Source organism: Gordonia sp. (in: high G+C Gram-positive bacteria), from assembly GCF_047606305.1.
Taxonomy (GTDB): Bacteria; Actinomycetota; Actinomycetes; order Mycobacteriales; family Mycobacteriaceae; genus Gordonia.
Genome location: NZ_JASGER010000007.1, coordinates 42,405 through 66,414, shown reverse-complemented (window position 1 = coordinate 66,414; position 24,010 = coordinate 42,405). Strand labels below are relative to the sequence as shown.

Sequence of the window (24,010 nt, the reverse complement as noted above, 5' to 3'; positions counted from 1 at the left end):
CGCCCGCGCCGGCCACCTCGGCCGGCCCGCGCCCCGACGACCTGGCCTTCGCGCCGGCCGACGCGGTGCGCGCGGTCATCGCGCAGTGGACCAAGATCCGGGTCGAGCAGATCGGCGCCGCCGACACCATCGAGGCGCTGTGCGACGGCGTCTCCTCGCGCCGCAACCAGCTGCTGCTGGACATTGGCGCAGAGCTCGGCCTGGGGGCCATCGACGGCGCCGCCGAGGCCCCGCTGACCGCCCTCGGCGAGTCGGTGGACACCCTCGCCCGCGGCTACCGCCCGTTGGGCCCGGTCTTGGCCGACGCCGTCGGCGACCAACTCCGCCGCATCGCCGGTCCGCTGGGCAAGCGGCCGACATACCTCGCCGAGCGCGTCGCCGACGTGTGGCAGCTCGGCCCCGGCTGGGCGACCCACGCCTCGGTCGCCGTCGCGCTGGGGACCCGCGAGGGGGACAGCGTCCGCGGCGGAGCCCTCGGCGACCTCGCCGACGGGCCGATCGGCAACCTGGCCGCCTTCGACGCCGTGATCGACCGTGCCGTCCAGGCCGTCGGCGCGGCACACGGCATCGCCGTCGCGCTGCCCGCCACCGGCGGCGAGTCGGGCGGGACGGTCGACGCGGCCGCACTCGGCGAGTTCGCCGAGCAGCTGACCGGCCGTTCCGGCGTGCTCGCGAATGCCGCCCGCACCGTGCTCAAGCAGCTGGGCCTGCACGAGGCCGCCGGACTCGACCTCGCGGTCGACGACGAGGCGGCGGTCCTGGCCGAGCGCGTCTCGGCCGAACTCGGCTCGGAGTGGGCGCGGACGGTCGCGCCGGTCTTCGACGACCGTCGCGCCGTGCTCATCGACGACCGGTGGGCCAGTGCCCGCGCCGAACTGGCCGAGCTCTGGTTGGCCGAGGAGATCGACGACGCCGCGGTTGAGCGCTTCCGCGGCGCCGGCGAGATCATTGCCCGGCACGCCGCCTGGTGGCAGAGCAAGGCCACGGCGGCCAAGCGCCGCGCCCACGCCACGGCGTTCGCCAAGATCGCGAAGTCGGCCGGCGACCCCGCACCGGGTGTCTACGCCGGCGACATCGCGGTCGTCACCGGTGCCGCCGACGGCTCGATCGCGGGCGCGGTCGTCGCCGGACTGTTGCGCGGCGGTGCGACGGTCATCGCCACGGCCTCGCGGCTGAGCGGTGAGCGCCTTGACTTCTTCAAGAAGCTCTACCGAGAGAACGCGCGCCACGGCGCCGCACTGTGGGCGGTGCCGGCGAATCTGGCGAGCTACGCCGACGTCGACGCCCTGGTCGAGTGGATCGGCGACGAGCAGTCGCAGAGCCTGGGCGGCGCGACCGAGGTCGTGAAGCCCGCCATGCGCCCGACGCTGCTGTTCCCGTTCGCGGCCCCGCGCGTGGCCGGCGACCTCGTCGACGCCGGTGCGCGCGCCGAGGCCGAGATGAAGGTGCTGCTGTGGTCGGTCGAGCGCATGATCGGCGGTCTGTCGGGCCTGCACGCGGACCACAACATCGACGCCCGCCTGCACGTCGTGCTGCCGGGCTCGCCCAACCGCGGCATGTTCGGCGGCGACGGCGCCTACGGCGAGGCGAAGGCGGCGCTGGACGCGGTCGTCGCTCGCTGGTCGGCGGAGTCGTCGTGGGGCGAGCGGACGACGCTCGCGCACGCGCTCATCGGGTGGGTGCGCGGCACCGGCCTGATGGGGCACAACGATCCGATGGTCGAGGCCGTCGAGGCCGCCGGCGTCCGCACCTGGAGCACCGACGAGATGGCCGCCGAACTACTGGCGCTGTGTGCGTCGGACCAGCGCGACGCGGCTCGTGAGGCGCCCCTGCAGGCCGATCTGACCGCCGGGCTCGACCCGTCGATCGATTTGTCTGCACTGGCCCAGGCGGCCCAGGCCGAGGCAGAGCGGAGCGGGGAGGAGGCGACGGGCGACGAGGCGGAGGCCGACGTGCTCGCCGCGCTCCCGTACCCGGCCCGCGCGCCGCACGAGGCGCCGGTGTCCTGGCCGGAGGTCGGCGTCAAGCCCGAGGACCTCGTGGTCATCGTCGGGGCGGGGGAACTCGGGCCGTACGGCTCGGCGCGCACCCGCTTCGAGATGGAGGTCACCGGCGAGCTGTCGGCGGCCGGCGTCGCCGAGCTGGCCTGGAGCACCGGGATGATCACCTGGGAGGAGAACCCGAAGCCGGGTTGGTACGACGCCGAGACCGGTGACGCGGTGCCGGAGGCCGAGATCGCCGATCGGTACCACGACGCGGTCGTCGAGCGCTGCGGCATCCGCCGCTACGTCGACGACGGCGACATGGTCGAGGGCTCCTCGCCGCTGCTCGAGTCGGTCTACCTGGACGAGGACCTGAGCTTCACCGTCGCGTCGGAGGAGGCCGCACGCGCCTTCGCCGCCGCCGACCCGGAGCACACCCGCATCACGCCGGTGCCCGACTCCGGCGAGTTCACCGTGACGCGTCTGGCCGGCACCGAGATCCGCGTGCCGCGCCGCTTCGAGCTCAGCCGTACCGTCGGCGGGCAGATCCCGACCGGCTTCGACCCCGTGCGCTGGGGCATCTCGCCGGACATGGCGAGCTCGGTCGACCGGGTGGCGCTGTGGAACCTCGTGGCCACCGTCGACGCCTTCCTCTCCAGCGGGTTCACGCCCGAGGAGCTGATGCGCTGGGTGCACCCGACGCTCGTCGCCAACACGCAGGGCACGGGGATGGGCGGCATGGCCTCGATGCGGTCGCTGTACCTGGGTACCGTCCTGGGCGAGGCGAAGGCCAACGACATCCTGCAGGAGGCGCTGCCGAACGTCGTCGCCGCGCACGTCGTGCAGTCCTACATCGGCAGCTACGGCTCGATGATCCACCCGGTCGCGGCATGCGCCACCGCCGCGGTCTCGGTGGAGGAGGGTGCCGACAAGATCCGGCTGGGCAAGGCGCTGTTCGCCGTGGCCGGCGGTTTCGACGACCTCGGCATCGAGGGCATCGTCGGCTTCGCCGACATGTCGGCGACCGCCGATTCGCAGGCCATGGCCGACCGCGGCATCGATGAACGGCACTACTCGCGGGCCAACGACCGTCGTCGCGGCGGGTTCGTCGAGTCGCAGGGCGGTGGCACCGTGCTGCTGGCCCGTGGCGATGTGGCCGCGCAGATGGGCCTGCCGGTCCTCGGTGTCGTGGCCTTCGCGCAGAGCTTCGGCGACGGGGTGCACACCTCGATCCCGGCGCCGGGCATCGGTGCGCTGGGAGCGGCGCGCGGTGAGGCGGACTCGCCGCTGGCCCGTTCGCTGCGTGAATTGGGCGTGGGTCCCGACGACATCGCCGTCGTCTCCAAGCACGACACGTCGACCAAGGCCAACGACCCCAACGAGGCCAATCTGCACGAGCACCTCGCCGGTGCGCTGGGCCGCAGTGACGGAGCCCCCTTGTTCGTCGTGTCGCAGAAGTCGCTGACCGGCCACGCCAAGGGTGGCGCCGCCGCCTTCCAGCTGATCGGGCTGTGCCAGGTGCTGGGTTCGGGGCTGATCCCGCCGAACCGCAGCCTGGACTGCGTCGACGACGCGCTCGCCGAGCACGAGCACCTGGTGTGGCCGACGAGCCCGCTGCACTGCGGGGGTCGGTTCGAGTTGAAGGCGGGTCTGTTGACGTCGCTGGGCTTCGGCCACGTGTCCGGTCTGATCGCCGTGGTCCACCCGGAGGCGTTCATCGCTGCGCTCCCGGCCGACCAGCGGGAGGCCTACCGCGCCAAGCGCGCCGAGCGCCTGCGCGACGGTCAGCAGCGCCTGCTGGCCGCCATGTGCGGTGGCGACGCGGCCTACCAGCGGACGTCGGGCCGGCGGTTCGACGACGGCGGCGACCACGACGTCGAGCAGGCCCAGGAGGCCGCGCTGCTGCTCGACGCCGATGCCCGTCTGGACGACGACGGTGCATACCGCCCCGGGTGCCGGTTGTGAGTGTGGTCGGTGTGGGGCTCGACCTCGTGTCGATCCCCGAATTCGCCGAGCAGATGGCCCGCCCGGGCACCCGGTTCGCCGAGGCGTTCACCGCCGGTGAGCGCCGCGACGCCGGGGCCGGGACGGGCGGACCCGACCGTCACCTCGCCGCCCGGTGGGCGGCGAAGGAGGCCGTCATCAAGGCGTGGTCGGTGAGCCGCTTCGCGCGGCGTCCGGCGTTGCCGATGATCGTGCACTCCGACATCGAGGTCGTCACCGACAACTGGGGTCGTCCGGCCATTCGGCTGTCCGGCGCGATCGCCGAATTCCTGGTCGACGCCCGAGTCCACGTCTCGCTCACCCACGACGGCGACACCGCCGGGGCGGTGGCGATCCTCGAGGACTGAACCGCCGAGCGTGCCCAGTTCTTCGCCGAGCGTGCCCAGAATCTCGCCGAGCGTGCCCAGATCCGCGTCTAGGACTCGAGCTTGTCCTCTTCACGCAGGAGATAGCCGCCGAGCATCCGTTTGAGCTCGGCGACGGTCGCCGCACGGTCCTGGCCTTGCTGCACCGAGAAGCTCAGTGCCGAGTAGGCGGTGTGGACGAGCAGTCGTGCCATCGTCTTGCGCCGCTCGCGCTGGTGCGGAGTCAGGGGAGCGAGGATGTGTTCCACCTGTTCGGCCAGTGCCTGCTCGTTGAGGGCCGCGGTCGCGCGGGTGGCCGGCGTCGACTGCACGGCGAGCCAGACGGCCCGTCGGGACGGGTCGTGCTGCCAGAGTGCGGCTAGGTGATCGAGGAATCGGTCGAGCAGGTTGATCCAGTCCAAGGAGGGGATGGCCGAGTCGAGTTCGGCCAGTTCGGCCTGGACGGCGACGGTGTCCTGCCGGTCGAGCTCGCAGACGATGACGTACTTGTTCGCGAAGAACTGGTAGAGCGTGCCGATCGGCACGTCGGACCGGGCGGCGATCTCCTCGCAGGTCATCGACTCGAAGCCGACGTCGGTGAGCAGTTCCCGCGCGACCGCGAGCATCGTCTCGAACTTGCGGCGGCTGCGCTCCTGGGTGGGCCGGCGCCGCGGTACCAGCGGGCGCGCCACAGCCGGCTCGGCCACCGTCGGTGCCCCTAGAGGCCGAGGTCGCGTCGCAGCTTGGCCACGTGACCGGTCGCGCGCACGTTGTATTGCGCGATTTCAATCGTGCCGTCGGCTCCGACCACGAAGGTCGAGCGGATCACGCCCGTGACGGTCTTGCCGTAGAGCTTCTTCTCCCCGAAGGCGCCCCATTCGGTCAGCACCTTCTTGTCCGGGTCGGACAGCAGCGGGAAGGTCAGGCCGTCGGCGGCGACGAACTTCGCCAGCTTTTCGGGCTTGTCGGGGGAGATGCCGATGACGTCCAGACCCGACGCGGCGAAGTCGGACAGATTGTCGCGAAAATCACACGCCTGCTTGGTGCACCCGGGTGTCATCGCGGCCGGGTAGAAGTACACGACGACCCGTCGCCCGGCGTAATCCGAGAGGGAAACCGGCGTACCGGTCGAATCGGGCAGGGTGAAGGCCGGGGCGCGATCGCCGACGGCCAGACGCGTGTTTGCCATGCCGCTCAGGCTATCGGATGGACTCCAGGTACAACGGTCGGAGCAGTCGGGAAGGCAGAGTATCCTCGTACTTCGAACACCGAAGTAACAGGCATGACACAAGGAGACCAGTCAGTGGCCGACAACACCGAGCGCATCGAGCAGGAGATCGCGCAGGCCCGCGAGGACCTCGCTGCGACTCTTGACCAGCTCGCCGACCGCGCCAATCCGCAGCGGATTGCCGACGACGCGAAGTCGCGCGCCCTCCAGGTGGCCAACAAGCCCGCCGTCAAGTACGGCGCCGCCGGGCTGGGCGTCTTCGTCCTGCTGCTGCTGATCCGAAAGTTGCGCCGCCGGTGAGCCGGGTATCGACCGCGACGGCGTTGCTCCTCGTCGGCGTGGGTGTGGCCGCGGGCGCGGTGGGCTGCACCAAGTCGCCGACCTATTCCGATCAGATCGCCAATGTCGAGTCGTTCTCCGACGAGGCCCAGCCGTCGCTCGCGGTGACCGGCTGGGAGGGCAAGACGGTCAAGGACTCGTCGTCGGACGTCATGCCCGGCGCCCCGATCGACGTCTCCACCCACGGCGGCATGCTGTCGAAGGTGGTGCTCTCCGGGCCCGACGGTCCGGTGCCCGGCCACATCAGCGACGACGGCCGCCGCTGGGAGTCGAGTGCGCCGCTGTCCTACGGTGCGCACTACACGATGCGAGCCTCGGCGCACGGCGTCGCCGGCCCCAACACCGAGAAGGTCGGCTTCACGACGAGCTCGGCGTCGGGCTTCGCGCACGCGTCGACGACCACCGCTGACGGCGAGAGCGTCGGCGTCGGACAGACCGTCGGCATCAACTTCGACGCACCGGTCGCCAACAAGAAGAACGCGCAGAAGGCCATCACGGTCACCACCGACCCGCCGGTCGAGGGCGCCTTCTACTGGCTCAACGAGTCGATGGTGCGGTGGCGCCCGGAGCACTACTTCTCGCCCGGCACCAAGGTGAAGATCGCCGTCCACGCCAAGGGCATCGACCTGGGCAACGGCATCTTCGGCGCCAACAACCTGACGTCGGACTTCACCGTCGGCCGGCGGTTCATCGCCATCGCCGACGACAACACGAAGACGATCGTCGTCTACATCGACGGCAAGCCGGTGAAGACGATGCCGACGTCGATGGGCAAGGACTCGACCCCGACCAACCCGGGTGTCTACATGGTCGCCGAGCGCGTGCCGAGCGTCATCATGGACTCCTCGACCTACGGGGTCCCGGTGAAGTCGCCCGAGGGTTACCGCGAGACCGTGTACAACGCGACGCGCATCTCCTTCAGCGGCATCTACGTGCACGCCGCGCCGTGGTCGCTCGGCTCGCAGGGCAACACCGACGTCAGCAACGGCTGCCTCAACGTCAGCGACGAGAACGCGGCGTGGTTCCTGCACAACGCCAAGCGCGGCGACCTGGTGATCGTGAAGAACACCCACGCCGCGGTGCTGCCCGGAGACGACGGCCTGGGCGACTGGAACGTCCCCTGGTCGGTGTGGAAGAAGGGCAACGCGGGGTAACGAAAACGTCCGCCACCAGCGGATTTCGCGGGCGACGCCGACGGTGATAATGTCTTGGGGTCGCATTCGCGAGCGCCATTAGCTCAATTGGCAGAGCAGCTGACTCTTAATCAGCGGGTTCGGGGTTCGAGTCCCTGATGGCGCACCACCAAGCACGACGCAGAGTCCTCGCCCGGACACCCCGGACGGGGGCTCGAACGTTTGTGATCCGCGCGACAACCAGGCGATATGTAACGAAAGCGAAACTCGCCTATAATTGGACAAACCGCGCGGTCACCGGTGTCTACTCCCGGCGCGGGCCGCGCGGAAAGTCGTAAAACCGATGGTTGGAGAATGATGGGTAACACCCGTATCCGCGCTCGACGCATGCCGTTTATGGCCGTCGCGGTGCTGTTGGCGCTGGTCGGCCTGGTCGCCTCGTGCACGAAGTCGCCCTCCTACCCGGACAAGCTCAGCGACTCGACGCGTTTCTCCGACGTCGCCGGCCCCGAGGTCACCATCTCCGGCGCCGACAAGCCGCTGAAGGAGAACGCCATCGGCGTGCAGCCCGGCTCGCCGGTGAAGGTGAAGGTCGCCCAGGGCTCGCTGACCGAGGTGAAGGTCAGCGGCGGCGGCAAGGACATCCCCGGCGAGATCACCGACAACGGCTCCACCTGGACCAACACCGAGCCGATGGACTTCGCCAGCAAGTACACGGTCAGTGCGCAGGCCAAGGGCGTCGGCGGCAAGACCCACGTCGAGCGGTCGTTCACCACCAGCTCGCCGAACAACTACACGATGCCGTACCTGACCCCGCGCAACGGTGACACGGTCGGCGTCGGTCAGCCCATCTCGATCAAGTTCGACGAGCCGATCAAGAACCGCAAGGCCGTCCAGGACGCGATCACCATCAAGACCGAGCCCAAGGTCGAGGGCGCGTTCTACTGGATCAGCCCGCAGGATCTGCGCTGGCGCCCGGCCGAGTACTGGAACCCCGGCACCAAGGTCGACGTCACCGTCAACGTCTACGGGTTGGACCTCGGCGACGGGGTCTTCGGCCAGAAGAACGCCAAGTCGTCGTTCAAGATCGGCCGCAAGATGCTGATCACCGCCGACGACAAGACCAAGACCGTCGTCTTCGAGCGCGAGGGCAAGGTCATCCGCACCATGCCGACGTCGATGGGCAAGCCGGGCACCCCGACCGACTACGGCATCTACCTGGTCGGCGACAAGCATGCGCACCTGATCATGGACTCGTCGACCTACGGCGTGCCGGTCAACTCGCCCGACGGCTACAAGACGCCGGTCGACTACGCCACCCAGATGTCCTACAGCGGCATCTACTTCCACTCGGCGCCGTGGTCGATCTGGGCCCAGGGCAACACCAACACCAGCCACGGCTGCCTGAACCTCAGCCCGGACAACGCGCTGTGGGTCATGCGCAACACTTTGCGCGGCGACCCCGTCACGGTGAAGAACACCGAGGGTCCGAAACTGTCGGGCACCGACGGTCTCGGCGACTGGAACATCCCGTGGGAGCGGTGGAAGAAGGGCAACGCCTAACGTGACATCGGGCGATGTTACGATCGCCCGCATGGCAGATAACTCCCCCTGGTCCAACGACGAACTCCGAGCTCTCCGCCAGATGGCGCGCGCCTTCTGCGAGAAGGAGATCGAGCCGAACAACGACCGGTTCCGCGAGCAGCACCACGTTGACCGCGACCTGTGGAACAAGGCCGGTGAAGTGGGCCTGCTCTGCATGTCCATCCCGGAGGAGTACGGCGGCGGTGGCGGCACCTTCGCCCACGAAGCCGTCCTGATGGAGGAGCAGTCGCGCATCGCCGACTCGTCGTGGGGCGTGAGCCTGCACAACGGCATCGTCGCGCACTACATCCTGGCGTACGGCTCCGAGGAGCAGAAGCGCAAGTGGCTGCCGAAGATGGCCACCGGTGAGGTCGTGGGCGCCATCGCGATGACCGAGCCGGGCACCGGGTCCGATCTGCAGAGCGTCAAGACCAAGGCGATCAAGGACGGTGACGACTACGTCATCGACGGGTCGAAGACCTTCATCACCAACGGCGGCCAGGCCGACCTGATCATCACCGTCGCCAAGACCGACCCCAACGAGGGTGCCAAGGGCATCTCGCTGATCCTCGTCGAGGCCGACCGTGAGGGCTTCAGCCGCGGCCGGGTGCTCGACAAGATCGGCCAGCGCGGCCAGGACACCTCCGAGCTGAACTACGAGGGCGTGCGCGTGCCGCAGTCGAACCTGCTCGGCACCGAGGAGGGCCAGGGCTTCATCCAGCTGATGCAGCAGTTGCCGCAGGAGCGCCTGATCATCGCCGTGACCTCGGTGGCCGGCATGGAGGCGGCCGTCGACGCGACGGTGAAGTACACCAAGGAGCGCGAGGCCTTCGGCCGCCCCGTCTTCGGCTTCCAGAACACCAAGTTCAAGCTCGCCGAATGCGCCACCGAGGCGACGATCGGCCGCGTCTTCGTCGACGACTGCATCCAGAAGCACATCAAGGGCGAGCTCGACATCCCGACCGTGGCGATGGCGAAGTGGTGGACCAGCGACCGCTCGCAGGTCGTCGCCGACGAGTGCCTGCAGCTGTTCGGCGGCTACGGCTACATGAACGAGTACCCGATCGCCAAGATGTGGGCCGACAACCGCGTGCAGAAGATCTATGCCGGCACGAACGAGATCATGAAGGAAATCATCGCGCGTTCGCTCTAGCGGGCCGGTTGCGGGGGAGGGGCCGTCACAGTTGTGTTTCGGCTCGCCTCCGCTGCCGAATGCCGCCAATCGGACACGGTAGTCTTTCACCCCATGGGTAACGCAGGTCGGCGCTATGTGCTGCTCGCGGTGTCGGCTGCGCTGATCGGCACGGCGCTGGGGCCGGCCCCCGAGGCGGCGGCTCGGCGCCTCCCCAGCTCGGGCTGCGTCAACGACCTCCCGCCGAAGCCCGGTCGCGGCGGACCGCCGGTCCAACCGGAGATCCGGATCGACCCGCCGTATCTGAAGCTGATGCCGATGCTGGAGCCCGGTCCGTACAAGCGGCCGATCCGCATCCCGTCCCAGCAGCCTCCGTCGAAGGACAAGCGCTGCGTCGACCCCTGCCCGGACATCACCGATCCGAAGAAGCCGACGACGGGCGACACCGGGTCGCTGGGCAGCGCGAGTCTGGCGTTCCCGAAGATCACCTTCAAGCTTCGGGCGATCCCGATCCCGTACGCGGTGCCGAACCCGAACCCGCCCAAGACTCCGCCCCCGCCGGCCCGGGTGAACCCGGGTGCCGACGCCGCGCCGGCTGCCCCGGCGCCGCGCGCGCCACGGGTCCGCTCGGTGCGGTGGGTGTCGACGATGACGGGGAAGGGCTCGACGAGCCGCACCGACAAGCGCTGGCAGATCAACGGAACCGATCTGGGCATCATGTGGGAGGCCGGTCCAGGCAAGATCGCCGTCGCCTTCGGCGACACCTTCGGCAAGGGCTTCCGGCCGCCGGGTGCGAACGGGGGCGACTGGCGCAGCAACGTCGTCGGTTTCAGCTCGGATCGCAAGCTCGGCGACGGCATGTCGATCGACACGATGGTCCAGGACAAGCGGTGTCACGCGGCGCAGGTCGTCGACTCGCGCGGCGTCAAGTACTACGAGCAGACCACGATCCCGACGTCGGGTTTCGCGATCGGCGACCGCCAGTTCATGACGTACATGTCGGTCAACAGCTGGGGCGACATCCCGGGCACCTGGCTGACGAACTACGGCGGATTGGCCTACTCCGACGACGAGGGGTCGACGTGGACCCGGGCGCCGCACCTGCGGTGGGACAACGTCTTCGGCGTCTCCCAGTTCCAGGTCTCGGCGATGGTCCCCGAGGGCGACTACGTCTACATGTTCGGCACCCCGAACTCGCGGCTCGGCTCGGTCGGCCTGGCGCGGGTCCGCAAGGACGACGTGCTGAACAAGACGGCCTACCAGTACTGGCGCGACGGTCGCTGGATCCCCTCGCGCGACGCGAATGCGGCGTCGGTGCTCTTCGGCGGCCCGACCGGCGAGATCTCGGTCCGGTACAACGCGGACAAGAAGAAGTGGGAGATGACCTACCTCGACGTGGCGCAGGGCGCGATCATGCTCCGCACCTCGCGCACGCCGCAGGGCACGTGGTCGGCGCCCGTCCAACTGGTCAACTCCGGCCAGCGCGCCCAGCTCTACGGCGGGTTCATCCACCCGTGGTCCGCGGGCAACGATCTCTACTTCACGCTGAGCCAATGGTCGACGTACAACGTCAGCCTCATGCGCGCCCGCGTGTACTGACCTGCACCAATGCGAATTTCCGTCAACTAATGTTGACGTTTGGGTCGATCGGGTGCACCCTGGAGTCATGCGAACCGCAGTGGGAACCGGCGACGGCGACAGCCCGATCGAGGAGCTGACCCGCGTGGCCGCGATGCGACGCGACGTGTCCCGCGCCGAAGAGGTGGCGGTGCGGCGGGCTCGCCAGGCAGGCCTGTCGTGGGCCGAGATCGGCTTGCTGTTGGGCGTCTCGAAGCAGGCGATGCACAAGAAGTACCGCAAGGTCGGCTGAGCCCCCGAAAGGCCTCGAATCGGACATTGTGACCCAAGTCACAAACGGTCGATGAGCAGTGCCAAGACCGGGTTTCCCGACGTCGATTCCGCCGGGCGGTCGATTTTCACCGCGGGCCCTGCTTACGGTCGGGGCAGGTATGAGGCTGTCCCAGACGAGCGCGACCACAAATACGTCCGGCCCGGTTGCCTTCCGGCAACCGCGGACCTCCGACGGTGCTCGAATCCACCGGTTGGCCGCCGACACCGGCGTCCTGGACGTCAACTCCGTCTACGCCTACGTGCTGTGGTGCCACGACTTCTCGTCGACGTCCGTGGTGGCCGAGGTCGGCGGGAGGATCGCCGGATTCATCACCGGCTACCGGCGACCCGACGATCCGTCGGTCCTGATGGTCTGGCAGGTCGGCGTCGACGAGGAGTTCCGTGGCCGGGGGATCGCCGCCGGCATGCTCCACCACTTGCTCGACCTCGTCGCCGTCCTCGGCGTCCACGTCCTGCACACGACCATCAGCCCCGACAACGAGGCCTCCCAGCGCCTCTTCGCCTCGGTCGCGCAGCGGCGCGGCCTGACCGTCACCCGCCGCCCACTGTTCGCCGCCCGGGAACTCGGCGACGGCCACGAAGACGAGGATCTCTACGTCCTGGCCCCCTGACGCATCACGCACGACCCCGTACGAAACCAGAAATGATACGAAACGAAACGAGGATATCGATGCAACTCCTGTCGCAACCCATTCCCACCGAGGTCTTCACCGACCACGAATCAGAAGTCCGCAGCTACTGCCGCAACTGGCCGACCGTGTTCAGCCGCGCCAAGGGCGTCTGGCTCACCGACGTCGACGGCAAGCGCTACCTGGACTTCTTCGCCGGAGCCGGGGCACTCAACTACGGCCACAACAACCCCGCCCTCAAGGGGCCGCTGATGGAGTACCTCGCCCAGGACGGGATCACCCACAGCCTGGACATGTACACCGAGGCCAAGGGCGAGTTCTTGCGCACCTTCCACGAGCTGATCCTCGAGCCGCGCGGCCTGGACTACAAGATCCAGTTCCCCGGCCCGACCGGCACCAACGCCGTCGAATCCGCGCTCAAGCTCGCGCGCAAGGTCACCGGCCGCGAGTCGATCATCAGCTTCACCAACGCCTTCCACGGGATGACCCTCGGATCGCTGTCCGTCACCGGCAACTCGATGAAGCGCGCCGGCGCCGGCATCCCGCTGGTCCACGCCACCCCGATGCCGTTCGACAACTACTTCGGCGGCGCCACCGACGACTTCCAATGGTTCGAGCGCGTCCTGGACGACTCCGGCAGCGGGCTCAACCGCCCGGCCGCGGTCATCGTCGAGACGGTGCAGGGCGAGGGCGGCGTCAACGTCGCCCGCGTCGAATGGCTGCGCGCGCTCGCCGAGCTGTGCCGCCGGCGCGACATCCTGCTCATCGTCGACGACGTCCAGATGGGCTGCGGCCGCACCGGCACGTTCTTCTCCTTCGAAGAGGCGGGCATCGTGCCCGACATCGTCACGCTGTCGAAGTCGATCGGCGGCTACGGCATGCCGCTGGCGCTCACCCTGATCCGCCCGGATCTGGATGTGTGGGGGCCCGGGGAGCACAACGGCACCTTCCGCGGCAACAACCCGGCGTTCATCACCGGTGCCGCCGCGCTGCGCGAATACTGGTCCGACGACGAGCTCGCCCGCAGTGTGGTCGCCAAGGGCGACCGCATCGCCACGGCGTTCACCGAGCTGTGCGAGAAGCACTCGGGTCTGTCGCACCGCGGCCGCGGAATGGTGCGCGGACTCGTCTTCGAGAACGCGCCCGACGCGGCGAAGGTCTGCGCCGCCGCGTTCGAGGCGGGCCTGCTCGCCGAGACGTCCGGCCCGTCCGACGAAGTGGTCAAGCTGCTGCCACCGCTGACGATCGGCACCGACGATCTCGAGGTGGGTCTGGCGGTGCTGGCGCAGGCGGTCGAGGAGGTCCTCGCATGATCGTCCGAACCACCGAGGAGATCACCGGCACCGAGCGCGACGTGGCCGACCCGAAGGGCAACTGGCGGTCCAAACGCATCGTCCTGGGCGGCGACGGCGTCGGATTCTCCTTCCACGAGACGACGATCAAGGCCGGGTCGGTCAACGAGTTCCACTACGCGAACCACGTCGAGGCGGTCTGGCTCGTCGAGGGGCGCGGTCTGCTCACCGACCGTGAGACCGGGCAGGTTCACGTCCTGGCACCCGGCACGATGTACCTGCTCGACGGCCACGAGCGGCACACCGTCGCCGCGGAGACCGAACTGCGGATGCTGTGCGTCTTCAACCCCCCGGTCGTCGGTACCGAGGTACACGACGAGAACGGGGTCTACCCGCTTGTGGAGGTGCCCTCGCCACCGGCCGGCGCGACCGCCAGATAGTCGTTCCCGGCGACCGCTACAGCGTGATCGGACCCTCGTCCGCGTGGGCGAGGGAGGCCTCGTCGACGGTCGACAGCGTGAGCACCGCCTCGACGATCGTGTCGTCCTCTTCGATCTCGGACTCGATCTGCCGCAGCCGGGGCGCCAGGTCGTGCTCGGCGAGGTCGCCGACGAGGTCGACCGCGGCGACGAGGTAGAACTGCGCGGGCCCGACGAACTCCATGTGCAGGTAGGTGACCCGGTCGATGTCGGCCCGCGTGAGCAGCGCGCGCAGGACCTCGTCGCGGATCTGGGGCGGCGCGACCTGCCCGACGAGGAACTCGCGGTTCCGGCGGATCAGGAACATCGCGACGAAGCCGAGCAGACAGCCGACGAGGATCGACCCGATGGCGTCCCACCGCCCATCGCCGGTGATCTGGTGCAGGGCCATGCCGACCGCCGCGATCGCGAGGCCGATCAGTGCTGCGGCGTCCTCGGCGAAGACGGCCCGCAACGTCGCGTCCGAGGTGCGGCTGACGAATCGCAGCGGGTGCATCGACAGACGTCGGCCGCCTTCCCGGGCCTGCCGGATGGTCTGGGTGAAGGAGATCCCCTCCAGGATCGCGGAGATCGCGAGCACGATGTAGCCCACGAGGTAGTCCGAGCCGGCCTCCTTGTCCGAGAGCGCGTTGATCCCGTGCATGATCGAGACGACGGCACCGACGGTGAACAGGCCGAAGGCGGCGATCATCGACCAGACGTACGTCTCCCGGCCGTAGCCGAACGGGTGTGCACGGTCGCGCCCGCGCGCACCGCGGCGCTCGGCCTGCAGGAGGAAGACCTCGTTGCCCGCGTCGGCCCACGAGTGGGCGGCCTCGGCCATCATCGATGCCGAGCCGGTGAGGACGGCCGCGATGGTCTTCGCGACGGCGACCAGGACGTTCATCGTGAAGGCGATGACAACAGTCAGCATGGGCCAACCCTAGTCCCGCTCCCTCGTTGTGATCGCGCGTCGTCGATCGAGGCCGCGCGACGACAATCGGGGAGCGCGAGCATCAGGACTTGCGCGGACGCCACGAGTCGCGGGCGGCCTGCGACGCCGGGTCGCCGTGGGATCCGGTGCGGAAGACGGTGTCGTCGGTGGTGACGCCCCGAGCCAGGAACCGCAGGATGCGACGACCGATGGTCGGCAGCGCCAACGCGGGGTAGTAGAGGCGGGGAAACACGACCCGGGTGCGCTCGCGCTCGATCGCCGTCGCGATCCGCTTCGCCAGCTTCTCCGCGCTGCCCATCGGGAGCCGGTCCAGGACGCGGGCGCTACCGGGGATCAACCGGACCTCCGCCTGGACCGGGGTGTCGACGGGGCCGGGGATCACCTCGATCACGTGGGTGTCGGGCAATTCCATCCGCGCCGTCTCCGTGGCGACCGACAGCGCCGCCTTCGCCGCCGCGTAGCCGCCCGACAGCGGCCACGGCGTGACGTAGGCCAGGGAGGTCACGTTGACGATCATCGGCGGCCGCAGCGCGGTCATCAGGGCCACCGGGCTCCAGTAGTTCAATTCGAAGGCGGCTCGCGCATCGTCGTCGTCGCCGACGGTCGTGACGGGTGCGGCGAGTCCGGCGCCGGCGTTGTTGACCAGGATGTCGACCGGCCCGACGTCGGCGGCGAGCGCCGCGGCCGCGCCGCGCACCGACAGGTCGACGGTGTGGACGCTCGCACCGATCTCGTCGGCGAGTTCCCGCAGTTTGTCGGTGCTGCGCGCGGCGACCGCCACCCGGGCGCCGCGATGGGCGAGCTCGACGGCGACGGCGCGGCCGATGCCGCTGGAGGCGCCGGTGACCAGCACGCGTCGTCCGTTCAGATCCACGCCCGCAACACTACTGCGCCGCCGAGTGCCCGCCATCGTCCGTCGGCGCGACCATGCGACGCGGGGCGAACCACACCAGGAACACCGACCCGACGATCAGGATCACCCCGAGGATCAGGCTGGCCGTGTGCAGCGGCTGGTTGAACGCCTCCTGCGCGCCGGTGAGGATCTGGTCGCGGATCGGCTGCGCCTGCGCGGGCAGGCTGCCCAGTTCCTTGACGACGTCGGTCGCCCCGCCGATGTTGCGTCGGATCGCCTCGGCCGCCTGCGCGGCCTTCTCCGGGCTGCCGCCCGTCGCCGGATTGGCGAGCGCATGCTGGGCAGCGTCCGCCGTCGCCGCGATACGGCTCTTGTATCCGGCGGCCAGGATGGATCCGGCGAGGGCGACGCCGATAGCGGCACCGAGTTCGCGCGCGGTGTCGTTGACGGCGGACCCGACGCCCTGATCGTCGAGCGGGGTGTTCTGCATGATGGCCGTCGTCGACGGAGCGGCGGCCAGACCGATGCCGGTGGCGGCGATGGCCATGAAGATCGCGAGCACCCAGTAGTCGTGGTAGTCGACCACGCCGATGAGCAGGATGCCCAGGCCCGCGAGGAACACGCCCGCGGCCACGACGAAGCGCAGCGAGTGGAAGCGCACGGCCACCCAGTTGCCCAGCAGCGAGAACACCCCGGAGGCGATGAGCATCGGGAACATGGCGACCGCCGCGGCCAGCGGCGTGTAGCCGAAGATGAACTGCAGCTGCTGGATGATCAGGAAGAAGGCGGCGAAAGCGGCGAAGAACTGCAGCGTCACCGACAGGGAGCCGGCGCCGAATGCCCGGTTCGCGAAGAGCGAGACGTCGAGCAGGGGATGCCGGATCCGACGCTCGATGAGGCAGAAGGCGACCGCGAGGACGACGCCGGCGATCAGCGATCCGATCACCAGGGCATCGGTCCACCCGCGTTGCGGTGCTTCCAGCAGGCCGAAGACCAGGGCGAAGATGGCGGCGATCGACGTCGTCGAACCGATCCAGTCGAACGGGTCGGGGGCGGAGTCCTTCGACGTCCCGACGCTCAGGCAGAGCACCGCGGTGACCGCGGCGGCGACGGCGAAGGTCGTGAGGATCGCGTGCCAGTGGAAGTACTTGAGCAGGAACCCGCTGACGAAGAACCCGCCGATCGCCCCGCTGGCGGCGATCGCCGACCACACGCTGATGGCCAGCGGCCGCTGGCGTTCGGGGAGGTTCGAGGTGATCAGCGACAGTGTGGTCGGCATGATGAACGCCGCAGCCGCGCCGGCCAGGGCCCGGGTGGCGATCAACTCGACGGCCGAGTCGGCGAAGACGCCGAGCAGCGAGGCGGCGCCGAAGCCGACGAGACCCGCGATCATCACCCCGCGCCGGCCGAGCCGATCGCCGATGGCGCCGGCCGGGAGCAGCAGCGCCGCGAGGACCAGCGTGTAGCCGTCGATGATCCACGTCAGCTGAGAAACGTTGGGCCTGATCTGGTCGTCCTTGGCGATGGCGGGAAGCGCGGTGTTGAGCGCGGCCATCGCGGCGACGACCATGCTGACCGCGACGCAGACGACGAAAACTAGCCAGATGGCCTTCCAGTCCAGCGCCCTCACCGCGGCGATGACGGCGCGCGCGTCGCGGCTGCGCAGGGCGTCCCGCAGCGGGTGGTCGGCGTAGGCCGATTCGATGCCGATCGCGGGCACGGTATCGGTGTTCATGCGACCAGCGTCGGTGATGAACCGCCCTGCTGCGCGCCAACGACGGAAGTCGACATCGGAGCAGGGCCTCGCACGGGGACCGGGCGTCTCAGCGCACCCGTGCGACCTGCGGCCCTGGGTGAGACGGAGAGGTAATCCATCTCATCGTGAGATTTTGGAGCCTTCGCATCGCAGAATGGGGGCATGGCGAAGGATTGGCTCGTCGGCGACAGCCGCGAGGACCAGGCGCGCGAGCGGCTCTACACCCTGGCGTCGGACCTGATGGCCGCCCGCGGCGTCGACGGTATGGACGTCAACGAGCTCGCCCGTCGCGCCCACTGCTCGCGTGCGACGGTCTACCGACACGTCGGTGGGAAGAGTGCGATCGTCGAAGCGGTGTTGAGTCGTCGTGCTTCGGAGATGGTGGCGACGGTCGCGGCGGCGGCCGAGGGGCTCGACGGCAAGGACCGCATCGCCGCGGTGATGGGCATGGCGCTGGAGCGGGTGCGCTCGGACGGTATCGCCCGGCAGTTCCTCGATCCGCGACACGTGGCCGGGACGGCGGCCTCGGTGGTCGGGTCGCCGACGGTCCTCGCGATTGCCGGCCAACTGCTCGGCGACTCCGCCGGGGATACCGCCAAGGCGTCGGTGGCCGTCCGGTCGGTCCTCGACCTGCTGCTGTGGCCGGCAGCCGACCGTGCCGAGGAGGCGGCGGTGATCGACGTGGTCGCCGGGGCGCTCGCAGCCTGACGGCAACAGAATCGGCGCCCGACCTGCGTGCAGATCGGGCGCCGATGTTCGGGGTGGCTGACGGGGCTCGAACCCGCGACTTCCAGGATCACAACCTGGTGCTCTACCAGCTGAACTACAGCCACCATCGGTGCTGGTCGGCGGGATCGCCGTCGGCCAGAACCAGAGTCATACTCTAGCGGGTCAACCTCGGGGAAAACCAATCGGTTCCCGCAAGCGCGTCTGCGCAGGTGGACCGGCGCTAGGCGGGGCCGAGGCCGTCGACGATCGCGGTGATCGCGTCGGTGTCGGGGCCCGGCTCGGGGATGAAGGCGGCTGCCCGGTAGTAGCGCAGCTCCTGGATGGACTCGCGGATGTCGGCGAGCGCCCGATGCGTGAGGCCCTTGGGCGGCTGGCCGAAGTAGATCTTCGGGTACCAGCGTCGACACAGCTCCTTGATCGAGCTGACGTCGACCATCCGGTAGTGCAGATACGCGTTGAGCTTGGGCATGTCCCGTGCGATGAAGGCACGGTCGGTGGCGATCGAGTTGCCCGCCAGCGGTACCTGGCCCGACGAGTTCACGTGCTGGCGGATGTAGTCCAGGACCTGCTGCTCGGCCTCTTCGAGAGTGACCGTCGACGCGCGGACCTCCTCGGTCAGCCCGGAGTCGGCATGCATCTTGGTCACGACGTCGGGCATGCCCGCCAATGCCTCGTCGTCGGCGTGGATCACGATGTCCACGCCGTCGCCGAGGATGTTCAGGTCGCCGTCGGTGACCAGTGCCGCGATCTCGATGAGCTTGTCGTCGGCGGTGTTCAGACCGGTCATCTCGCAGTCGATCCACACGAGTTTGTCTTGCACGTCGATAACCCTAGTCGCCGAGCTTGCGGTAGAAGTTGCCGACGATGGGTGCGGTGATCTTCCGCGGCGAATATCCGCCGGCCACCGACATCGCCTTCGACAGCACACCGGGCACGACGCGCATCTTGTTGCGCGCCAGCGCGTCCAGGCTCATCTTTGCGACCTTGTCGGTGTTGTGCCAGAGGAAGCCGGGCACATTCGCGTCGACATTGGTGGCCGCATCGGCGGTCGGCGTCTCGTCGCGCACCGGGCCCGGGGCCAGCAGGGTCACGTGGACGCCGTGGTCGGCGACCTCGCCGCGCAGCGACTCGCTGAACGTGTTGACGAAGGCCTTGCTCGCGGCATAGGTCGCGTTGTTGGGGATGGGCATGTTGCCGGCGGCCGAACCGACCATCAGGATGCCGCCGGCGCCGCGCTCGACCATCTGCGGCAGCACCGCCAGCGTGAGGTCGTGCACGGCGTTGACGTTCAGACGCACCTGGGCGCGCTCGTACTCGGGGTCGAGGTCGACCAGCCGGCCGAAGGTCGCGATCCCGGCGTTGTTGGCCAGGATCGACACCTCGCGGCCGGCGAGCTCGGCGCACAGCACCGTCGTCGCCGTCGGATCGGAAAGGTCGACCGCTCGCACCTCGACCGCCACGCCGTGCTGCTCGCGCAGCTGCGCGGACAACTCCTCGAGGATCTCACCACGGCGGGCGACGACGATCAGGCTGTGACCGCGGGCGGCGACCTCGCGCGCCAGCGCCATGCCGATGCCCGACGACGCGCCGGTGACGACCGCACGCGCCTGCGGGGACGGTTGTGGAATACCCATGGCCCAATCGTAGTCGGGCCGCGGGTGCCGATCAGGGCAGGCCCGCGGCGACCTCGGTGCCCTGGCGGATGGCCCGCTTGGCGTCCAGTTCGGAGGCCAGGTCGGCGCCGCCGATCACGTGGGTCGTGATGCCGGCGACGGTGAGCGGATCCACCAGGTCGCGCACCGATTCCTGGCCCGCGCACACCACGATGTTGTCGACCTCCAGCACGCGCTTGCCGGTCTCGTTGCCGTCCTTGTCGTGGACGGTGATGTGCAGGCCCTCGTCGTCGATGAGGTCGTAGGTCGCGCCGGAGATCTGCTCGACGTGCTTCATCTTCACGCTGGCACGGTGCACCCAGCCGGTGGTCTTGCCGAGGGTCTTGCCCTGGCGGCCGGGCTTGCGCTGCACCATGAACACCTCGCGGACCGGGGGCAGCGGGCGCGGCTTGGTGATGAACCCGGGGACGTCGAGGTCCTCCGAGACACCCCACTCCTGCTCCCACTCCTTGAGGTTCAGGGTGGGGGATTCGTCGACGGTGAGGAACTCGGCGACGTCGAAGCCGATGCCGCCGGCGCCGATGACCGCGACGCGCTTGCCGATCTCGCGGTGTCCGAGCACCGCGTCGGCGTAGGACATCACCATCGGGTGGTCGATGCCGGGGATGGCGGGGATGCGCGGGGTGACGCCGGTCGCGATGATGACGTCGTCGAACTTCGCCTTCTCGCCGGTGGCGGAGCTGGCGCTGCCGTCGAGGATGGCCTCGGCGGTGACGCGCTTGCCCAGGTGGACGGTGACGTTGTTGATCTCCAGCTGCTTGGTGAAGTAGCGGATGGTCTCGTTGAACTCCTCCTTGCCCGGGATGCGGGCGGCGATGGAGAACTGGCCGCCGATCGAGTCACCGGCCTCGAACAGCTCGACGCGGTGGCCGCGCTGGGCCGCCGACACCGCGGCCGACAAGCCCGCCGGGCCGCCGCCGATGACCGCCACATGGCGGGCGCGACGGGTCTGTCCGAGCGTCAGCGTCGTCTCGCGTCCGGCGCGCGGGTTGAGCAGGCAGGAGACCTTCTTGCCGACGAAGGCGTGGTCCAGGCAGGCCTGGTTGCAGCCGATGCAGGTGTTGATCTCGTCGGCGCGACCGTCCTTCGCCTTGTTCGGCAGGTCGGGGTCGGCGAGCATCGGACGGGCCATCGACACCGCGTCGACGCGACCGCGCTCGAGGACCTCCTCGGCGAACTCGGGGGTGTTGATGCGGTTGGAGGCGATCAGCGGGATCGACACCTCGTCGCGCAGGCGCTCGGTGAACTTCACGAAGGCCCCGCGGGGCACTGAGGTGACGATCGTCGGGACGCCGGCCTCGTGCCAGCCGATGTCGGTGTTGATGGCGTCGACGCCGAGTTCCTGCGCCCGGCGGGCCATCAGCGCGATCTCGTCCCAGGTCTGGCCGTTCTTCACGAAGTCCGCGATCGACTGTCGCAGGATCACCGGGAAGTCGGCGGGGACCTGCTTGCGAACCTCCTTGATGATCTCGACGAGGAAGCGCTGACGGTTCTCGGTGGAGCCGCCCCACTTGTCGGTGCGGTCGTTGGTGTGCGGGCACAGGAACTGGTTGATCAGGTAGCCCTCGCCGCCCATCAGCTCAAGGGCGTCGTAGCCCGCCTTGTGGGCCAGCTTGGCCGACTGGCCGAAGGAGCGGATGACGTGCCAGATGATCTGCTCGGTCATCTTCAGATGCTTGAACGGGTGGATCGGCGACGGCTCGGAGCCCGCCGCGACCTTGAACGGGGTGTAGCCGTAGCGGCCCGCGTGGATGAGCTGGATGGCGATCCGACCGCCCTCGTCGTGGACCGCCTCGGTGAACTTGCGGTGTCGGCGCACGTCGGAGCCGTTGGTGAGCTTGCCGGCGAAGGGCGCGAGCTGGCCGGTGCGCGAGGTGGCGAAGCCGCCGGTGATGATGAGGCCGACGCCGCCGCGGGCGCGTTCGGCGTAGTACGCGGCGAGCTTGTCGGTGTCCCAGGCGCGGTCCTCGAGTCCGGTGTGCATGGATCCCATGACGATGCGGTTGGGCATCGTCATGCCGTTGATCTGCAGCGGCTCGAACAGGCGCGGGTAGTGAGGGTTGGGGGAGACCGGAGCGGTAGGAGAAGTCACTGTGGGTCCTTAATCGGTGGGTGGGGGGGGGGGGGCTGATTACTGGGCTGACAATTCGTTGGCGAGGCCGTCGATGACCTCGTCGCACCATTCGACGACGCTGGTGGCCGCGCGGATACCGCCGCGCAGCACCAGGTATTGGTGCAGTTTGCGGCCGGTGAGCGCGTCCGGGTTCGGGAAGTCCTGGGCGGCCGAGGAGCGGTAGAACTCGAGCAGCTGCCGATTGCTGTCGCGGTACTGCTCCAGTTCCAGGATGATCGACGCCAGGTCGCCGTGCTCGGCGCCGCGGATCTTGACGCCCAGCTCGTTGCGCAGAGGGGTGACGGCCGTGGGCGTCGACACCCACTTGGCCAGGGCTTCCCGTCCGGCGTCGGAGAGCTGGTAGACCTTCTTGTCCGGCCGGCCGTCCTGGACGACCGGCTCGAAGTCGACGAGTCCGTCGACGTGGAGCTTCTTCAGCGTGCGGTAGACCTGCTGGTGCGTCGCCGACCAGAAGTGACCGATCGACCGGTCGAACTGCTGCGCGATCTCATAGCCGGTGCCCGGCCGCTCGGCCAGGGAAACCATGATCGCGTGCTCCAACGCCATACGCACACGGTAGCAGTGCACTCAGTTGCTATGCAACAGTGTGCATAGAGGTGGTGGCGGCCGGCAGGATCTCCTCGCAGCGATGGTCGATCTTGAGCTCGGCCAGCCCGTCGCCGCGCGTTGCGCCGCGGTTCAGGATCGCGATCGGCTTGCCCGTCTTCGCGGCGTGCCGCACGAAGCGCAGGCCCGACATGACCGTCAACGAACTGCCCGCGACGAGCAGTGCATCGGCGTCGTCGACCATCGTGTAGGCCCGGTCGACGACGTCGCGGGCGACGCTCTCGCCGAAGTAGACGATGTCGGGCTTGAGGATGCCGCCGCACTCGGGGCAGGCGACGGTGACGAAGGATGCGGTGTCCTCCAGGACCACGTCGGCGTCCGGCGCGACCTCGATCGCACCGCGGCCGGCCACCCGATCCCGGAACCCGGGATTGGCCGCCACCAGCGCGTCGTCGAGGGCGTAGCGGGAAAGCCGATGGCCGCAGTCCAGGCAGATCACCCGGCCGTAGGACCCGTGCAGGTCCAGCACCCGCTTCGAACCGGCCTTGAGGTGCAGCATGTCGACGTTCTGGGTGATCACCCCGGTCACGGCGCCGGCCGCCTCGAGTTCGGCGATCGTCCGATGTGCGGGGTTCGGCCGCGCCGCGTCCATGTACCGCCACCCCAGATGGTTGCGCGCCCAGTAGTGCCGCCGGAACTCCGGCGACGACAGGAACATCTGGATGGTCATCGGCGTGCGCGGCGGCGAGCCGGGGGAGCGGTAGTCGGGGATGCCCGACGGCGTCGACAGGCCTGCGCCGGTCAGCACGAGCGTGTGGCGCCCGGACAGGAACCGTGCCAGGTCGGTGGCGCGGCGCTGCGGATCGGCGTCGGGCGTCGTCGCCTCCGCCGGTTCCCATGCCGCGGCCCGCACGATCCCTACTCCGACTCGGGCTCGGTCTGTTCGCGGGCGGCCCGCTCCTGGGCGGCGCGCTGCTCGCGGCCCTTGCGGCGCTGCTCCTCGGCGCGGGCGCGCACCTGCTCGAGGAACTTGCGGTCCGCCTCGGGGTCGGCGGCCACGTGCCGACCGGGGCGGTCGTACTCGGGGAACGCGCCGCCCTGCGGATCGGGGCGCGGCGCGTCGTCGACGGCGGGACGCCCGACGGCGACCCACGCGATCGCCCCGACCAACGGGATGAGGACGACGAGAAACACCCACGCGACCTTCGGCAGTCCGCGAACCAGGGCGTCGTCGGTGCGGATCACGTCGATCAACGTGAGCACCATGATCGCCAGGAGGAACAGGCCCATGTACGGCATATCGCCGAATCTACCAAGCAGGAGGACGT

The 24,010-nt window shown here is 69.2% G+C and carries 23 protein-coding genes and 2 tRNA genes; 13 read left to right on the top strand and 12 right to left on the bottom strand.

Annotated features, from left to right (window positions below; genetic code table 11):
- Together QM634_RS01165 and QM634_RS01160 are read left to right on the top strand one after the other, a co-directional pair.
- The coding region (locus QM634_RS01165) for a beta-ketoacyl synthase N-terminal-like domain-containing protein (RefSeq protein WP_415040943.1) at positions 1–3,947 on the top strand (3,947 nt) is incomplete at its 5' end.
- Positions 3,944–4,333 carry a holo-ACP synthase gene (locus QM634_RS01160; RefSeq protein ID WP_415040942.1) on the top strand — a complete coding sequence of 130 codons (390 nt, stop codon included), beginning with the start codon at positions 3,944–3,946 and terminating at the stop codon, positions 4,331–4,333. The genes QM634_RS01165 and QM634_RS01160, both read left to right, overlap by 4 nt.
- A gap of 68 nt (positions 4,334–4,401) precedes the next feature.
- On the opposite strand, the gene QM634_RS01155 is transcribed toward QM634_RS01160, so the two are convergent.
- Positions 4,402–5,037, bottom strand: a complete 636-nt coding sequence (locus QM634_RS01155) for a TetR family transcriptional regulator (protein ID WP_415040941.1) — start codon at positions 5,035–5,037, stop codon at positions 4,402–4,404.
- Positions 5,038–5,048: 11 nt separating this feature from the next.
- The gene (bcp, locus tag QM634_RS01150) at positions 5,049–5,519 is read right to left on the bottom strand and encodes a thioredoxin-dependent thiol peroxidase (RefSeq protein WP_415040940.1); all 471 of its coding nucleotides are present in this window, start codon (positions 5,517–5,519) and stop codon (positions 5,049–5,051) included.
- Positions 5,520–5,633: 114 nt separating this feature from the next.
- On the opposite strand from bcp, the gene QM634_RS01145 reads away from it, so the two are divergent.
- From QM634_RS01145 to QM634_RS01100, 10 genes are all read left to right on the top strand, one after another.
- Positions 5,634–5,858: a DUF3618 domain-containing protein gene (locus QM634_RS01145; RefSeq protein WP_415040939.1), complete on the top strand. Its 225-nt coding sequence runs from the start codon at positions 5,634–5,636 to the stop codon at positions 5,856–5,858.
- Entirely contained in the window at positions 5,855–7,051 is a 1,197-nt protein-coding gene (locus tag QM634_RS01140; RefSeq protein ID WP_415040938.1) for a L,D-transpeptidase, read from the top strand. The genes QM634_RS01145 and QM634_RS01140 overlap by 4 nt, the downstream gene beginning before the upstream one ends.
- Positions 7,052–7,123: 72 nt before the next feature.
- Positions 7,124–7,199: transfer RNA gene (locus tag QM634_RS01135), tRNA-Lys, on the top strand.
- Between the two features lie 188 nt (positions 7,200–7,387).
- On the top strand, positions 7,388–8,593 hold the full coding sequence (locus QM634_RS01130) for a L,D-transpeptidase (protein WP_415040945.1): 1,206 nt from the start codon (positions 7,388–7,390) through the stop codon (positions 8,591–8,593).
- Between the two features lie 31 nt (positions 8,594–8,624).
- Positions 8,625–9,767, top strand: a complete 1,143-nt coding sequence (locus QM634_RS01125) for an acyl-CoA dehydrogenase family protein (RefSeq protein ID WP_415040937.1) — start codon at positions 8,625–8,627, stop codon at positions 9,765–9,767.
- A 93-nt stretch (positions 9,768–9,860) separates the two neighbouring features.
- Complete coding sequence (locus tag QM634_RS01120; RefSeq protein WP_415040936.1) at positions 9,861–11,345, top strand: DUF4185 domain-containing protein; 1,485 nt, start codon at positions 9,861–9,863, stop codon at positions 11,343–11,345.
- Between the two features lie 67 nt (positions 11,346–11,412).
- Positions 11,413–11,616 carry a hypothetical protein gene (locus tag QM634_RS01115; RefSeq protein ID WP_415040935.1) on the top strand — a complete coding sequence of 68 codons (204 nt, stop codon included), beginning with the start codon at positions 11,413–11,415 and terminating at the stop codon, positions 11,614–11,616.
- A 139-nt stretch (positions 11,617–11,755) separates the two neighbouring features.
- The gene (gene ectA / locus QM634_RS01110; protein WP_415040934.1) at positions 11,756–12,268 is read left to right on the top strand and encodes a diaminobutyrate acetyltransferase; all 513 of its coding nucleotides are present in this window, start codon (positions 11,756–11,758) and stop codon (positions 12,266–12,268) included.
- Between the two features lie 59 nt (positions 12,269–12,327).
- A complete protein-coding gene (gene ectB, locus QM634_RS01105) occupies positions 12,328–13,599 on the top strand; it encodes a diaminobutyrate--2-oxoglutarate transaminase (protein ID WP_415040933.1) in 1,272 nt (423 codons plus the stop codon).
- Positions 13,596–14,018: an ectoine synthase gene (locus QM634_RS01100; RefSeq protein WP_415040932.1), complete on the top strand. Its 423-nt coding sequence runs from the start codon at positions 13,596–13,598 to the stop codon at positions 14,016–14,018. The genes ectB and QM634_RS01100 overlap by 4 nt, the downstream gene beginning before the upstream one ends.
- Positions 14,019–14,034: 16 nt before the next feature.
- Here the strand turns inward: QM634_RS01100 and QM634_RS01095 are convergent, their stop codons facing one another.
- From QM634_RS01095 to QM634_RS01085, 3 genes are all read right to left on the bottom strand, one after another.
- Positions 14,035–14,970 (bottom strand): cation diffusion facilitator family transporter, encoded by a 936-nt coding sequence (locus QM634_RS01095; protein WP_415040931.1) that lies wholly within the window; start codon positions 14,968–14,970, stop codon positions 14,035–14,037.
- Between the two features lie 82 nt (positions 14,971–15,052).
- Positions 15,053–15,865, bottom strand: coding sequence for an SDR family NAD(P)-dependent oxidoreductase (locus QM634_RS01090; protein ID WP_415040930.1), 813 nt, complete (start codon positions 15,863–15,865; stop codon positions 15,053–15,055).
- 10 nt (positions 15,866–15,875) lie between these two features.
- A complete protein-coding gene (locus tag QM634_RS01085) occupies positions 15,876–17,579 on the bottom strand; it encodes an MFS transporter (RefSeq protein ID WP_415040929.1) in 1,704 nt (567 codons plus the stop codon).
- 183 nt (positions 17,580–17,762) lie between these two features.
- Here QM634_RS01085 and QM634_RS01080 point away from each other — a divergent pair, with 183 nt between their 5' ends.
- Entirely contained in the window at positions 17,763–18,308 is a 546-nt protein-coding gene (locus QM634_RS01080; protein ID WP_415040928.1) for a TetR/AcrR family transcriptional regulator, read from the top strand.
- Between the two features lie 52 nt (positions 18,309–18,360).
- Here QM634_RS01080 and QM634_RS01075 read toward each other — a convergent pair.
- The 7 genes from QM634_RS01075 to QM634_RS01045 all read right to left on the bottom strand — a co-directional run bounded on the left by QM634_RS01075 (position 18,361) and on the right by QM634_RS01045 (position 23,981).
- Positions 18,361–18,433: transfer RNA gene (locus QM634_RS01075), tRNA-His, on the bottom strand.
- A gap of 116 nt (positions 18,434–18,549) precedes the next feature.
- A complete protein-coding gene (orn, locus tag QM634_RS01070) occupies positions 18,550–19,149 on the bottom strand; it encodes an oligoribonuclease (protein WP_415040927.1) in 600 nt (199 codons plus the stop codon).
- Positions 19,150–19,159: 10 nt separating this feature from the next.
- Positions 19,160–19,963: a mycolate reductase gene (gene cmrA, locus QM634_RS01065; protein ID WP_415040926.1), complete on the bottom strand. Its 804-nt coding sequence runs from the start codon at positions 19,961–19,963 to the stop codon at positions 19,160–19,162.
- Positions 19,964–19,994: 31 nt separating this feature from the next.
- Positions 19,995–22,094, bottom strand: a complete 2,100-nt coding sequence (locus QM634_RS01060) for an FAD-dependent oxidoreductase (protein WP_415040925.1) — start codon at positions 22,092–22,094, stop codon at positions 19,995–19,997.
- Positions 22,095–22,133: 39 nt separating this feature from the next.
- Positions 22,134–22,682 carry a PadR family transcriptional regulator gene (locus tag QM634_RS01055; protein WP_415040924.1) on the bottom strand — a complete coding sequence of 183 codons (549 nt, stop codon included), beginning with the start codon at positions 22,680–22,682 and terminating at the stop codon, positions 22,134–22,136.
- A 28-nt stretch (positions 22,683–22,710) separates the two neighbouring features.
- Positions 22,711–23,598 (bottom strand): Sir2 family NAD-dependent protein deacetylase, encoded by an 888-nt coding sequence (locus tag QM634_RS01050; protein ID WP_415040944.1) that lies wholly within the window; start codon positions 23,596–23,598, stop codon positions 22,711–22,713.
- A 2-nt stretch (positions 23,599–23,600) separates the two neighbouring features.
- On the bottom strand, positions 23,601–23,981 hold the full coding sequence (locus tag QM634_RS01045; protein WP_415040923.1) for a PLD nuclease N-terminal domain-containing protein: 381 nt from the start codon (positions 23,979–23,981) through the stop codon (positions 23,601–23,603).
- Positions 23,982–24,010: the final 29 nt, after the last annotated feature.